Source organism: Streptomyces sp. NBC_01264 (genome assembly GCF_026340675.1).
Taxonomy (GTDB): domain Bacteria; phylum Actinomycetota; class Actinomycetes; order Streptomycetales; family Streptomycetaceae; genus Streptomyces.
In genome coordinates this window covers 6,063,909-6,077,686 of the sequence record NZ_JAPEOX010000001.1, presented here as the reverse complement: position 1 = coordinate 6,077,686, position 13,778 = coordinate 6,063,909, and the positions used below count along the sequence as shown (strand labels likewise).

General features: G+C 70.5%; 10 protein-coding genes. 1 reads left to right on the top strand and 9 read right to left on the bottom strand.

The annotated features are described in order from the left end of the window. Positions 1-77 precede the first annotated feature (77 nt). Complete coding sequence (locus tag OG435_RS28540; protein ID WP_266880800.1) at positions 78-1,919, bottom strand: phosphoenolpyruvate carboxykinase (GTP); 1,842 nt, start codon at positions 1,917-1,919, stop codon at positions 78-80. 220 nt (positions 1,920-2,139) lie between these two features. Here OG435_RS28540 and trhA point away from each other — a divergent pair, with 220 nt between their 5' ends. After that, positions 2,140-2,826, top strand: a complete 687-nt coding sequence (trhA, locus tag OG435_RS28535; RefSeq protein ID WP_266880799.1) for a PAQR family membrane homeostasis protein TrhA — start codon at positions 2,140-2,142, stop codon at positions 2,824-2,826. Positions 2,827-2,899: 73 nt separating this feature from the next. On the opposite strand, the gene OG435_RS28530 is transcribed toward trhA, so the two are convergent. The 8 genes from OG435_RS28530 to OG435_RS28500 all read right to left on the bottom strand — a co-directional run bounded on the left by OG435_RS28530 (position 2,900) and on the right by OG435_RS28500 (position 13,769). After that, entirely contained in the window at positions 2,900-5,320 is a 2,421-nt protein-coding gene (locus OG435_RS28530; RefSeq protein WP_266880798.1) for a galactose oxidase-like domain-containing protein, read from the bottom strand. 22 nt (positions 5,321-5,342) lie between these two features. Then, positions 5,343-6,545, bottom strand: a complete 1,203-nt coding sequence (locus OG435_RS28525; protein ID WP_266880797.1) for a glycosyltransferase — start codon at positions 6,543-6,545, stop codon at positions 5,343-5,345. Between the two features lie 6 nt (positions 6,546-6,551). Next, on the bottom strand, positions 6,552-8,171 hold the full coding sequence (locus tag OG435_RS28520) for an ArnT family glycosyltransferase (RefSeq protein WP_430625781.1): 1,620 nt from the start codon (positions 8,169-8,171) through the stop codon (positions 6,552-6,554). A 113-nt stretch (positions 8,172-8,284) separates the two neighbouring features. Then, positions 8,285-9,610: a glycosyltransferase gene (locus tag OG435_RS28515; RefSeq protein ID WP_266880796.1), complete on the bottom strand. Its 1,326-nt coding sequence runs from the start codon at positions 9,608-9,610 to the stop codon at positions 8,285-8,287. A gap of 296 nt (positions 9,611-9,906) precedes the next feature. Next, a complete protein-coding gene (locus OG435_RS28510; RefSeq protein ID WP_266880795.1) occupies positions 9,907-11,961 on the bottom strand; it encodes a thioredoxin domain-containing protein in 2,055 nt (684 codons plus the stop codon). Then, positions 11,855-12,457 carry a zinc ribbon domain-containing protein gene (locus OG435_RS50375; protein ID WP_353962782.1) on the bottom strand — a complete coding sequence of 201 codons (603 nt, stop codon included), beginning with the start codon at positions 12,455-12,457 and terminating at the stop codon, positions 11,855-11,857. Before OG435_RS50375 ends, OG435_RS28510 begins: the two co-directional genes overlap by 107 nt. Continuing rightward, positions 12,439-12,957: a recombinase family protein gene (locus OG435_RS28505; protein ID WP_266880794.1), complete on the bottom strand. Its 519-nt coding sequence runs from the start codon at positions 12,955-12,957 to the stop codon at positions 12,439-12,441. The genes OG435_RS50375 and OG435_RS28505 overlap by 19 nt, the downstream gene beginning before the upstream one ends. A 62-nt stretch (positions 12,958-13,019) precedes the next feature. Beyond that, positions 13,020-13,769, bottom strand: coding sequence for a DUF4344 domain-containing metallopeptidase (locus tag OG435_RS28500; RefSeq protein WP_266880793.1), 750 nt, complete (start codon positions 13,767-13,769; stop codon positions 13,020-13,022). Positions 13,770-13,778: the final 9 nt, after the last annotated feature.

Genomic DNA, 13,778 nt, shown 5'->3' with positions numbered 1-13,778 from the left:
AGGGGTCGTGCCGGGAACCGGCACGGGGAGGGGCACGGGGAGGGGCACGGGGAGGGGCACGGGGAGGGGCGAGGGGATCAGCCCAGGCGCTCGACGAGCGCCTCGTACTGGTCCCACAGCTCCTTCGGCGTGTGGTCACCGTAGGTGTTCAGGTGCGCCGGGACCAGCGAGGCCTCGTCGCGCCAGACCTCCTTGTCGACCGCGAGGAGGAACTCCAGGTCGGCGGCGGGCAGGTCCAGGCCGTCGGTGTCCAGGGAGGCGACGGTCGGCAGGACGCCGATCGGGGTCTCCACGCCCTCGGCGGTCCCGTCGAGGCGCTCGACGATCCACTTCAGGACGCGGCTGTTCTCGCCGAAGCCGGGCCACACGAACTTGCCCGCGTCGTTCTTGCGGAACCAGTTCACGTAGTAGATCTTCGGGAGCTTGGACTGGTCCTTGTCCTTGGCGACGTCGACCCAGTGGCCCATGTAGTCGCCCATGTTGTAGCCGCAGAACGGCAGCATGGCGAAGGGGTCGCGGCGCAGCTCGCCGACCTTGCCCTCGGCGGCGGCGGTCTTCTCGGAGGCGATGTTCGAGCCGATGAAGACGCCGTGGTTCCAGTCGAAGGACTCGGTGACCAGCGGCACGGCGGAGGCGCGGCGGCCGCCGAAGAGGATCGCGGAGATCGGGACGCCCTTGGGGTCCTCCCACTCGGCGGCGATCGTCGGGCACTGCGAGGCGGGGACGGCGAAGCGGGCGTTGGGGTGGGCCGCCGGGGTGTCGGACTCCGGGGTCCAGGCGTTGCCCTTCCAGTCGATCAGGTGCGCGGGCGCCTCTTCGGTCATGCCCTCCCACCAGACGTCGGAGCCGTCCGGGGTGAGCGCGACGTTGGTGAAGACGGTGTTCGCGTACATGGTCTTCATGGCGTTGGCGTTGGTGTGCTCGCCGGTGCCGGGGGCGACGCCGAAGAAGCCGGCCTCGGGGTTGATCGCGTAGAGACGGCCGTCCTCGCCGAAGCGCATCCAGGCGATGTCGTCACCGACGGTCTCGACGGTCCAGCCCGGGATGGTGGGCTCCAGCATCGCCAGGTTGGTCTTGCCGCAGGCGCTCGGGAACGCGGCGGCGATGTACTTGCTCTCGCCGGCCGGCGGGGTGAGCTTGAGGATGAGCATGTGCTCGGCGAGCCAGCCCTCGTCGCGGGCCATGACGGACGCGATGCGCAGGGCGTAGCACTTCTTGCCGAGCAGGGCGTTGCCGCCGTAGCCCGAGCCGTAGGACCAGATCTCGCGGGTCTCGGGGAAGTGCGAGATGTACTTGGTGGTGTTGCACGGCCACGGCACGTCGTCCTGGCCCTCGGCGAGCGGGGCGCCGAGGGTGTGGACGGCCTTGACGAAGAACCCGTCGGTGCCGAGCTCGTCGAGGACGGCCTGGCCCATCCGGGTCATGGTGCGCATGGCGACCGCGACGTAGGCGGAGTCGGTGATCTCGACGCCGATGGCGGAGAGCTCCGAGCCGAGGGGGCCCATGCAGAAGGGGACGACGTACATCGTGCGGCCCTTCATGGAGCCGCGGAAGATGCCGCCTTCCTCGCCCTTGCCCGCGAACAGCTCCTTCATCTCGGAAGGGGCCTTCCAGTGGTTGGTCGGGCCCGCGTCCTCCTCCTTCTCGGAGCAGATGAAGGTCCGGTCCTCGACGCGCGCGACGTCGGAGGGGTCGGAGGCCGCGTAGTACGAGTTCGGGCGCTTGGCCGGGTCCAGCTTCTTGAAGGTGCCCTTGGCGACGAGCTCCTCGCAGAGGGCCTCGTACTCGGCGTCGGAGCCGTCACACCAAACGATGCGGTCGGGCTGGGTGAGGGCAGCGATGTCCTCTACCCAGGAGACCAGCTCCTGGTGCTTGGTGGGGACGTCGGAAGTGGTGCCAGCCGCGATGTCGCGCGCCACGATCGCTCCTTGTTGAGGGGTTTGATTTGTGATTGCCCCGTGGGGGCCGCGACCCGGACGCTTCGCGCTCCGCTCATCCGGTGTCGACCGCACTCATCTGATCATCCGGTGCGTGTGCGCATATGTCCAGGGGGCCTCTCACGTGAGCATCGCCACTCCGGTCAATCTTCCGTAAAGCGCACTAACGGAAACCTACGCAACCGTAGGTAGCATGGCCGGTATGACTTCCGACGCCGCTGCCGTGGCCGCTCCGATGGTCGAAACCGCCGATCAGGAGGCCAAGCCGCTCATGCGCGGCTGGCTCCACACCGGCATGTTCCCCGCCGTGGTGATCGCCGGCCTCGTCCTGATGGCCTTCACCGACTCGACCCGGGCCCGGGTGGCGTGCGGGGTGTACGTGCTCACCGCCTGCCTGCTCTTCGGAGTCAGCGCCGTCTACCACCGCGGTACGTGGGGCCCGCGCAGCGAGGCCATCCTGCGGCGGCTCGACCACGCCAACATCTTCCTGATCATCGCGGGCACGTACACCCCGCTGACCGTCCTGCTGCTGCCCGACTCCACCGGGCGCACCCTGCTCTGGGCGGTCTGGATCGCGGCCGCGGCCGGCATCGCCTTCCGCGTCTTCTGGGTCGGCGCCCCGCGCTGGCTGTACACCCCCTGCTACATCGCCATGGGCTGGGCGGCCGTCTTCTTCCTCCCCGACTTCCTGCGCACCGGCGGCATCGCCGTCCTGGTCCTGGTCATCGTCGGCGGCCTCCTCTACAGCGTCGGCGGCGTCATCTACGGCATGAAGCGGCCGAACCCCTCCCCCCGCTTCTTCGGCTTCCACGAGGTCTTCCACTCCCTGACCCTGGCCGCCTTCGTCGCCCACTACGTGGGCATCTCGATCGCCGCGTACACGCACTAGACGGGCCGGGGCCCCGCCGCGTGAGCGACGGGGCCCCGCCCCGGTACGGCGCGCGCCCAGGGACGGCGCGCGCCTACGTGCAGGCGTAACCGTCGCCGTCCGGGTCCAGCCGGAGCGGGTCGCTGCCGTTGACCTTCAGGCGGGCCGGGTACTTGTGGGCGGCCAGCCAGTCGCAGCGGGCCTTCGTCGTCGCCTTCACCTCCGCCGGGAACCGCGTGGGCACGCACACGTTGGCCGTGCCGTAGTGCCGGTCGCAGCCGGCCACGTTCGGGGCCACCGGGGCCGAGTCCCGCTTCGCCGGGTTCTTCTTCGGCGCCGCCAGCTCGTTCGCGAAGGTGTGCTCGTGCGCGGTCGGGGGCTCGGCGGACGCCGCCAGGGCCGACGGGCCGCCCAGGTGCACCCACTGCGCGATGGAGGGGACGCCGTTCGCGTCGACCGCGAAGAGCATGTACCAGCCGGGCGGGGCCAGGTTAGGGTTGCTGGTGACGTTCAGGTCGATCGTGGTCCCGTTCACCACCGTCAGCGGCAGGTCCACGAACCGCTGATTGGGGTCCGAGGAGTGGGTGACCGCCGCCGGACGGATCAGCTCCGCCTTGGCGACCGCCCGGTTGACGGTGATGCGCTGCGTGTCCCCGTACACCCACTGGTTGTCGATCACCGAGGTGATCTGCGGACGCGCCCCCTTGAAGAGGTACGGCGGGGTGTAGATCGACACGTTGTGGTTGTACGTGCCGTTGCCCGGGTTGTCCCCGACCGACATGACGCGGCCGTCCGGCATCAGGAACGACGCCGAGTGGTACGTGCGCGGGATCGGGTCGGTGGCCAGGCCCGGCTGGTAGGTGTTGGTGGTCGGGTCGAAGAACGAGGCCTCGTACACCGGGTCGGCCCGGTCGTGCAGACCGCCGCCGGTCTCCAACACCTTGCCGTCCGGCAGCAGCACGGCGGACACGAACATCTTGCCCTCGGCGCCGGTCTGCGGCCGCTTGCCCTGGCCCTGGTCGACCAGGCCCTGGGGGATGTCCGGGCCGGCCGTGTAGGCGGGGCTCGGCTTCTTCAGGTCGATGATGTCGGTGAGCCGGTTCGCCGCCGGGTTGCGCTCGTTGTTGCCGCCGCCGATGGTCAGGACCCGCTGGTCCTGGGCCGGGGGCAGCAGCACGCTCGCCGACTCGTCGCGCTCGTCCTTGTTGCGCAGGCCGGGTACGTCGGTGATGGTGTTGGCGCCGTAGTCGTACACCGAGGCGCCGGTGCCCGGGGTGCCGTTGCCGAAGGTGTGGCTGCCCGAGTAGAAGAGCCGGCCGTCCTGCATGAGGATCATCGACGGGTACAGGCCCCAGTACGACCAGGTCTGGTTGACCTCGTTCATCGGCAGCCACTTGTTCTGCGCCGCCGAGAACTTCTCCGCGGTCACGTTGCCCGTGGAGTCCTCCTTCAGCCCGCCGAAGGAGATCACGTCACCGTTGCCGAGGATCGTCGCCGACGGGTACCAGTGCCCGCCGTTCATGTCGTTCGTCTTCGTGTACTTCTCGGTCGCCGGGTCGAAGGTGTACGAGTCCTTCAGCCCCTGGTAGCCGATCGTGCCGTCGGCCGACGGATAGCCCTTGTTCCCGCTCATCACCAGCACCCGGCCGTCGGACAGCTGGACGTGCCCGGAGCAGAACATGTCCACCGGCGTCGGGATCGTCTTGAACGAGCCGTTCGCCGGATCGTAGACGGCGGAGGTGAAGGTGCCCGCGTTGAACTGGGCGATGTCGTTGCCCGAACCCGCGATCAGCAGCACCTTGCCGTTCTTCAGCACGACGGCGTGCATCGAACGCACCGGGTTCTTGGCGGCGATCACCTCCCACTTGCCCTTGGCGCACTCGGTGGCCGTACCCGTGCAGGTGGGCTGCGGCGGGACCGCGCCCACCTCCTCCAGCGCGTAGTCGTCGGTGGTGAGCGTGCCCACCCCGTAGACGGACAGTCCCCACGCGATCTTGTCGGTGCCCGGCGGGACCGCGGGCGTACGGACCTCCGTGCGCGCCCACGCGGCACTGACGGGGGGATTCTGCAGATCGGTCCAGTACTGCCAGCCGGCCACCGCGTCGTGGCGGAACACCGTCACCGACACGTCCGGGGTGTTCGACTTGTACCAGGCCGACAGGTCGTACTGCTTGCCCGGCACCACCGTCGGGGCGCAGGTGCCGTTCTCGGTGACCAGGGCCTTGCGGTCGCCGTCCACCCGGCGGGTGAGCGAGACCTTCATCGCCTTGGTGCCGGAGTGCGCGTCGGCGACGGTGGCGAAGGTGAAGTCGTTGTCGCCCCAGCCGGACTTCGACCAGCAGGACGGCATGTCGGAACCGGCCGGACCGGCCGTCTCGAAACCGGGGTTGGTGAGCAGGTTGGGCGGTCCGGCCGTGGCCTGCTGCGGTGCGGTCAGCAGCAGGCCACCGGTCATCGCCCCGACGGCCAGCAGAGCGGCCCGCCACCCTGCCCTGCGCCGGATCTTCCTTCCCATGGGGAGCATCCCTTCGTGCGGCTCAACTCGTTTGCGTACGGCCCGCCTTGCGCGGGAGGTAGACGAGGGCCTCCGTCGCCGCGAACCGCAGCACGAAGGTGGTGACGAGGGCGAGCGCCGTCGCGGACAGCACGCCGAAGCCCCACGTGCCGACGAACACCGCGATCAGCGGGATCCGCAGCAGCAGATCGGCGTTGGCCAGCAGCGTGAAGCGCCCGAGCCGGTCGCCCCAGTGGCGGTGCCGGCGCCGGTCGCGGAACAGCAGGGTCTCGATGAGGAGGAAGTTCCACAGCACCCCTGCCTGGTTCGCCACCACCTCGGCGACCAGGTAGTTCATCCCGGTGTGCGTGAGCATCCACAGCGCGGCCAGGTTCGGGACGAAGCCGGAGAGCCCGACCAGCCCGAAGCCGATCATCCGCGCCAACGGGGTCGCCGAGCGCAGCGAGGCGAGGTGGGTCAGGAACCGCAGGCCCTCCCGGGCGGTGGACTTCGACTCCCCCGCGAAGCGCTCCTGGAAGACGAACGGCACCTCGGCCACCCGCGCCGGCTTGCAGCGCACGGCCAGCTCCATCAGGATCTTGTAGCCCAGCGGCTTCAGCGCCTCCTGCGTCACCGCCGAGCGGCGCATCGCGAAGAACCCGCTCATCGGATCGCTGATCCCGCGCAGGGCGCGCGGGAAGAGCCCCTTGGCCAGCCAGGTCGCCCCGCGCGAGACGGCGATCCGGTAGCCCCCGGCGAGCCCGGCCCGGCTGCCGCCCGCGATGTAGCGGGAGGCCACGACCAGGTCGGCGCCGGTGCGCTCGCCCTCCCCGACGAGCTCGGGCACCAGGTGGGGCGGATGCTGCAGATCGGCGTCCATGACGACGATCCAGTCGGTGTCCGACCGTCCGATCCCCTCCACGACGGCGCCGCCGAGCCCGCCCTCGGGGCTATCCCGGTGCAGGACCGCCACCGGGAAGGCGCACTCCAGGGCCGCCTTCTCGATGACGGCCGGGGTGTCGTCCGTGGAGTCGTCGACGAACAGCACCGACACCGGCAGGTGCGCCGGCAGCGACGCGGCCAGCCTGCTCAGCAACTCGGCTATGTTTCCAGCCTCGTTGAAGGTCGGGACGATGAGGGTGACACTGCCCGGGGCGGGCGCCTCGACGACGGCCTCCGGCAGGTGCGGGGCCTGCGGTGCGTGCGGTGCGTGCAGGGCAGGCGGGGCCCACAGATCTTCGCTCATGCCGGATCAACTCCCGTTGACGGTGGAGGCCGTGGGGTCGGTACGCCGGATCTCGATGCGGTCCTCGCCCGCACCGAAGACGGCGACCGGCGTCGAATGCTCCAGCGCCGCCTTCACGTTGGGCAGTTGCGCCGCGTCGCGCCGGACGGTGGGCGAGGAGACCACGTAGTCGATGTCCCGCCAGCCGCCGGGCAGGGTCTTGGTGACCGCCGGGTCCAGATCGGCCTTGTAGAACCAGATGGCGCCGAGCCCCGGGTCGAACCCGTGGTGGACGGCGTCCAGCCACAGCGCGTCGTCGACCAGCACCCGGGTCGTCGCCGGATCGGGCACCTCGCGCCCGAGCCAGGCCGCGGCCTGCCGGTACGGGGCGTTCGCGTCGGCCGTGAGCGCCGTACGGTTGCCGTCGTACCAGCGCGGTACGAGGTACCCGGCGGCCGCGACGGCCAGGACTCCGACCAGCGCCCAGCGCCCGTAGGCCAGGGCGCGCCGCTCCCCCGCTGCGCGGCGGCGGCGCAGCACGGCGTGCGTGACACTGGCCGCGCCCCCGGCCAGGACCAGCGCCAGGAAGGGCAGCGCCTGGATCACGTACATCGCCGGGAGGTAGCCGGAGGGCCGCAGGGCGACGAGGGCGAGGATGACCACGGCCAGCGCCGGACCCGCGAGCGCCCGGGCCGTGACCGACCACCGGATGGTGACGAGGAGCAGGACCGCGCCGGCCAGTCCGCCGAGCGGCAGCACGGTGTCGTAGTACAGCCAGGACTGGAAGACCCCGTGCGAGCCGGAGCCGGGGTCCAGGATGAAGCCGGAGCCGGCCCGGCCCATCTGGTAGACGATCCCGCCGATGAGGGAGACGTGGCCGGAGCCGGGCAGCAGCTCGGCGTTGAGCAGCGCGTACAGGGGGTACGTGATCCCGATCAGCACGCAGGCGGTGACGGCTCCGGTGACGGCGAACTTGCGGGTGTCCCGGTGACTGTGGCGCCACATCGTCACCAGCAGCGCCGGGAGCACCACCAGCATCGTCTCCTTCGTCAGCACGGCGGTGGCGGCCGCCAGTCCGGAGGCGAAGTGGTGCCACAGGTGGCGGCTGGGGGACGCGGCGAGGCAGAAGGCCAGCAGCATCCACATCACGGCGATGTTGTCGAGGAAGATCTCCCGCTGGAGCACGACGGACAGCGGGGAGAGCCCGAACAGGCCCATGGCCAGGCCGGCCGCCCAGCGCGGCAGCCAGAGCCGACGCGCGAGCACGTACAGCAGGACCGAGCTGGCGGCGGAGACGGCGAGCATCGAGAACCGCATCGGCGCGACCGTCATCGCGTCGGGCACGAACAGGGACGGCAGGTACGTCAGGCCCGCTATCTGGATCCAGCCGAGCGGGGGGTGGTCGTACCAATAGGTGTAGTGCGCCAGTCCCTTGCCCTGCTGGACGGCCCAGGCCTGGGCGAGGTAGGTGCCCTCGTCGTCGCTGAGGGTCGGGAAGTTCGTGATGTTCCAGCCCTGTACGAGCAGGATCGCGAGCAGCAGCGCCCCGCACAGCAGCAGGTCGGGGCGCGAGGAGCGGAACCGGACGAGCGGCCGGGCCGGCGCGGCGGGGCGGACCCCGAGTCCGCCGGTGCGCTGGCGCGGGATGCGGGCGGCGTCGGTGGCGGCGTCGACGGCTACGTCGGCGACGGCGGGCGCGGTGACGGGGTCGGTGATGGTCGAACCGGGCTCGGGATCAGTGGCCGTGGGCAGGGTGGCGGTCACCGGTGGCTGTCCTCTCGGGTGAGGGTGTTCGGGGTGCTCGTGCTGCTCGGGCTGTTCGCGCTGCTCGGGGCGTCGCCGGACGGGGACGCGAGGTGGGCTCCGGTGTGGCTGGTGAGCTCCCACTCGTTGCGGCCGCGCTGCTCGCGCCAGACCGCGCGGATCGCGGCGCCGGCCAGCATCACCTGGTAGAACGGGCCGCCGACCACGAGCTTGACGTAGTGGACGAACCGCACCCGTAGCCCGTACTGGCGGCCGAAGTCGTGCAGGCCGACCACCTCGAACACGAAGGTCACCATCGCGGTGATCATCGGCAGGAAGGTGACGATCGCGACCCCGACGGGCACGTCGAGGAAGACGGCGACGGCGAAGTTCACCGGGATGATCACCCCCGAAGTGGCCTGCATGAAGGGGGTCATGAGCGTGTAGCGGGCCAGCCAGCGCTGACCGCGGCCGGGCAGCTGCTGCCAGTCCTTCTTGCGGTACACCTGGAGGAATCCCTGGTTCCAGCGGGTGCGCTGCTTGAGCAGGCTGACCAGCGACCCCGGGGTCTCCTCGCGGGTCACCATGTCGGAGTCGTAGGCGACGACCACCTTCTTGCCGACGGAGGACAGCCGCACGCCCAGGTCGCAGTCCTCGGCGAGGCAGTTCGGGTCCCAGCCGCCGGCCTCGCGCAGGACCTCGGTGCGCACGAACACGGTGTTGCCGCCGAGCGGGATGAACCCCTTCTCCGCGTGCAGGTGGAGCCGGGAGCGGAACCAGAAGAAGTACTCCAGGCAGTTGCGCAGGCTGTACCAGCTGGAGTGGAAGTTGATGAGCTGGACCCCACCCTGGACCACGTCGGCGCCGGTGGCGCGGAAGGCGTGGTCCACGTGGGACAGCAGCTCGGGATGGACCTGGTCCTCGGCGTCGAAGACCCCGACGATGTCGCCCCGGCAGTGCGGGAGGGCGGTGTTGAGGGCCTTCGGCTTGTTCTTGACCTCGTGGTGGTCGGTGACGACCCGGACGAGACCGGGCGCGCGGGCCGCGGCCCGCTCGGCCACCTCCGCGGTCCCGGGATCGTCGTGGCCGACGATCACGATGATCTCGTAGTCGCGGTGGCTCGATTCCAGGAGCCGTTCGATGGTGTGCTCCAGCACCGCCTGCTCGTGCCGGGCTGGCAGCAGCAGGGAGAAGGCCAGCCTGCCGCCGCCGTCGGGGCTGTCGAAGCGGGTCGAGGCGAGCGTCTCGGGCGTCCGCCACGCGTGCATCTGCCACCAGAGCGTGAACGCCGCCATCCAGAAGAGCGCGAGCGATACGACACAAATGAACACGGATATGAACAAAGCGTCCCCCACAGACGTGCCGCAACCCCAGGCGGCGATCTCACAACCCCCCGGGGACGGGCCTGCGCGGCGGCGGGCTCCCCAGCCCGCCACCCTCGCCCCGTCCCCGACTTCCCCCCGCTCGCGCAACCCCCGGTGCGCTCTACGCCGGCGCCCCACGGCGCTGACAGTGACTGATCGGTGACTCCGAAGTCATGAGACTAGGCAGGGAACATGACGCGCAGGCGCTGTCGAGATAAAAACCACGTTGCCGAACTGAGCTTGAAACAAACGGAATTGACGGCACTCCCGTACTTTCAGGGACGAACCGTACCCAACTGCTCCGCCAGCTCGACCGGATCGGTCGTAGGCCGCGCGCAGACGAAATGTCGACAGACATACGCCGTCGGGAGCTCGTGCACGAGCGTGCGCTCGGCCAGAAGGGGGAACTCCCCACCACTCCCGTCCGCGGCCCCCGGCAGACCCGTCGCCACGACCGCCCCGGGAGCCGTCCCCAGCAACGCGACCCGGTGCAGCTCCGCCCGCGCCGGATCTTCCGGATGACCCACCACGGCCACCTCGCGCGGACCGTCGACCAGCGCCTCCGCCACCGCCAGCCCGTGCCCGATGAAGCGCGGAGCGCGCGGCCCGAGCGCGTGCACCACCGCGAGCGCCCGCTCGGCCGCCGTACGGTGCGCCTGCGAACCGGTGTGCGCGGCGTACGACAGCAACGCGCCGGCGGCGGCGGTCCAGCCGGAGGGAGCGGCGGTGTCGGTCGGGTCCTGCGGCCGCCTGATCAGCTGCTCCGCGTCGTGCGCGGTGTCGTACAGCGAGCCGTCCTCGGCGGTGAACCGGGCCAGGACCAGATCGACGAGGAACCCGGCGAATTCCAGCCAGACCCCTTCCCCGGTGACGGCCCCCAGCGCCAGGAACCCCTCGGCGACGTCCCCGTAGTCCTCCAGCACCCCGGCGTTCGCCCCGACCCGCCCGTCCTTGCTGGTCCGCGCGAGCCGGGCCCTCCCGTCCATGTGCACCCTGACCAGCAGATCGGCGGCCTCCGTGGCCCGCTCGACCAGGTCGGGCCGGTCGAAGAAGGCCCCGCACTCGGCGAGGGCCGCGATGGCCAGCCCGTTCCAGGCGGCGACGACCTTGTCGTCCCGCCCGGGCGCGGGCCGCGCCTGCCGCGCGGCGAGCAGCCGCTCCTTGAACCCGGCGAGCCGCTCCTCACCGATGTCCGGCCCCTGCGAGGGCAGTTGGAGCACCGACATCCCGTGCTCGAAGGTCCCCTCCTCCGTCACCCCGAAACAGGCGGCGGCCAGATCCCCGTCCTCCTCCCCGAGCACCTCGCGCAACTGGGCCGGGGTCCAGGCGTAGTAGACGCCCTCCACGTGCTTGCCGGTCTCCGGGTCCTCACTGTCGGCATCCAGCGCGGAGGCGAAGCCGCCCTCACGGGTGCGCAGTTCACGGACCATGAAGTCGGCGGTCTCCAGGGCGACCCGCCGCGCGAGATCGTCCCCGGTGGTGCGCCAGAGGTGGGCATAGACCCGACAGAGCAGCGCATTGTCGTACAGCATCTTCTCGAAGTGGGGCACGACCCACTCCCGGTCCACGGAGTACCGCGCGAACCCGCCCCCGAGCTGGTCGTAGATCCCGCCCCGCGCCATGGCCTCACACGTATCGGCCGCCATCTCCAGCGCCCCCTCGGCCCCGGTCCGGGCGTGGTGGCGCAGCAGGAACTCCAGCACCATGGACGGCGGGAACTTCGGCGCACCGCCGAACCCGCCGCGCGTGGAGTCGTACTCCCGCACCAGCCCGAGCAGCGCCTTCGCGAGCTCCTCGGGCCCGGGGGTGCCGGCCTTCCCGTAGTCGAGCTGCCGCCCCGCGAGGTCCCGTACGATCCGCTGCGCGACCTCCGCCACCTCCTCGGGCCGCCCGACCCACGCGGTGCGCACGCCTTCGAGCACCTGCATGAAGGAGGGCATCCCGTGCCGGGGCTCGGGCGGGAAGTAGGTCCCGAAGTAGAAGGGCTCGGCGTCGGCCGTCAGGAACACGGTCATGGGCCACCCACCCTGCCCGGTGGCGGCCTGCACGGCCTCCATGTAGACGGCGTCGATGTCGGGACGCTCTTCGCGGTCGACCTTGACGTTGACGAAGTGCTCGTTCATGTAGGCGGCGACGAGTTCATCTTCGAAGCTTTCGAAGCTAAATACATGGCACCAATGACACGAAGAGTAACCAACGCTGAGCAAGACGGGCACGCCGCGCTCACGCGCCTCTGCGAAGGCTTCCGGAGACCACGGCCACCAGTCGACGGGATTGTCGGCGTGCTGGAGCAGGTACGGGGAGGTCTCGTTCGCAAGGCGATTCGGCATACTCCCATCCTGCCGCACCGACTAGCGAGCCCCTCACGACGGGGCCATCAGGCCGCCGGTTCGGCGGCCTGATGCGATCAGCCCACTTCCATACCGGTATCACGCGGGAATGATCCCAGGTGGGGCAGCCCTTCTTTCCTGGTTTGACTACGAGGTGGGTGAAAACCGAGGCAATTACCTTCCGCTTCTCCTCGAATCCCGTGTCGCCCGACTGCCACCGCTGCCGCATCGGCTCCGGCAGCCGGATCCGGGTCTGCCCGTCGCCGGAAAAGAGGAGCCTCTCCACGGCCTCCTCGACGAGCGGACCACTGATGGCGCATCGGCCGCAACCACGCCCCGAGACGCAGATGTAGTTGTACGGACTCTTGCGACTGCGGGCGCTCTTGCTGCCGCCCATGAGTTGGTCGCACTCACCACAGCGCAGAAACCCGGTGACGAGATACTTCGGGCCAGCCTTGCGGTTGGTCAATCGTGGGCTCAGAGGGCCCCGATGCATGGACAGGCTCCCTGCCGAGAACTCTGCCGGTCCTCCTGCCACCCGAAGGGCCGCGGCCCGCTGTGCGGCAGGCCGTCCATGGCGCGCGACCAGTGCCAGTCCTGGACGCGGCGGCTGCGCATCTCGCCCTCCGCGACCGCCCCTTGGAGTGATGCGGCGCCTCGCAGCAGGCCGGCCTTGCTGTACGGATCCCGCAGGCCGTCCCGGTCCGCGACAGCGACGACTCCGCGCAAGGGACCCGCCGTGAATGCGTGGCCGCGGTGCAGGTCCGTGAGGAGGTGGTCGAATGCGGGGCGCTCCCGGTCGTCCTTGGTCGCGTTGCGCGCGTTGTCCGTGTAGGTGGCGACGACGACGCAGCCGTGCTCGCGGACCGTGCGTTCGTTGATCCGGTGCTGGTGGCGCACGCCGCGCGCGTCGCCCTGCGGCGGGTCCTGGGAGGTGCGTGCGTACGAGGCGACCGGGATGAGGCCGCCCTCGGTGGCCCGGGCTATGTCATCCATGACCCTTTCCCCTTTCGATAGTTCGTCCGATGTTCCGCATAGCGGACGAACCGGGGAAGGGGTTACGCGTGCCGCAGGAGCGGGGCCAGGGCGTGGGTCCAGGTGTCGCGGGTTCGGGTCCAGGTGGCCGTGCAGTCGGTGCGGGAGGGGGTTGCCAGGTCCTTGTGGCGGGTCGGGAAGGCGCCGTGGACCGCGCAGCGGTGGGATTCCGCGCGGGCCGCGTCCGGGGCGTGTTCGTCGGTGGGGTCGGGGGTGGCCTCGGCGGCGGCCGACAGGTCGTGGGCGCGGGCTGCCGCCAGCAGGGTCTCGTCGCCCTCGGGGTCGCCGGTCAGGAGCGCCACCTGGGCGAAGCGGTCGGCGGCGTCCTCCTCGGCGCGGGCCCCTTCGTCCGGGAGGTCCAGGGCGTCGATCAGGGCGTGGCCGGCCTCGTGGTAGATCGTTTCGCGGACCACCTCGGAGAGTTCCTCGTCGTCGAGGCGCTCGCGGTCCTCGGCCACGTCGTCGTAGCAGAGCTCGATGCGCCGGGTGTCCGGGTCGTAGCCGGTCCCTTCGCCGTGGCAGGACGTGACGACGAGGGTGACCAGGTACGGCAGGTCCACGTACGAGTTGAGGGCGGCGAGGGTGAGCTCGGGGAGCTGCCAGGTCTTCACGAAGCGGGCGCTGTCCCGGTCGGCCGCCGCCGGCTTCTCGTAGCGGAGCCAGAAGCCGCGTTCGGGAACCTCTTCCTCCGGCAGGAGCGCGCAGCCGTTCACCGCCAGGAGGAGGCCCGCCAGTGCCGCGCACCGTCCCGATGGTCCCCGGCGTCTGCCCATCGGGACACC

Excerpts from the sequence above, each read along its gene's own strand:
- trhA (WP_266880799.1), top strand. The coding sequence starts at position 2,140 with ATGACTTCCGACGCCGCTGCCGTGGCCGCTCCGATGGTCGAAACCGCC.
- OG435_RS28530 (WP_266880798.1), bottom strand. The coding sequence starts at position 5,320 with ATGGGAAGGAAGATCCGGCGCAGGGCAGGGTGGCGGGCCGCTCTGCTG.
- OG435_RS28525 (WP_266880797.1), bottom strand. The coding sequence starts at position 6,545 with ATGAGCGAAGATCTGTGGGCCCCGCCTGCCCTGCACGCACCGCACGCA.
- OG435_RS28510 (WP_266880795.1), bottom strand. The coding sequence starts at position 11,961 with ATGCCGAATCGCCTTGCGAACGAGACCTCCCCGTACCTGCTCCAGCAC.
- OG435_RS50375 (WP_353962782.1), bottom strand. The coding sequence starts at position 12,457 with ATGCATCGGGGCCCTCTGAGCCCACGATTGACCAACCGCAAGGCTGGC.
- OG435_RS28505 (WP_266880794.1), bottom strand. The coding sequence starts at position 12,957 with ATGGATGACATAGCCCGGGCCACCGAGGGCGGCCTCATCCCGGTCGCC.
- OG435_RS28500 (WP_266880793.1), bottom strand. The coding sequence starts at position 13,769 with ATGGGCAGACGCCGGGGACCATCGGGACGGTGCGCGGCACTGGCGGGC.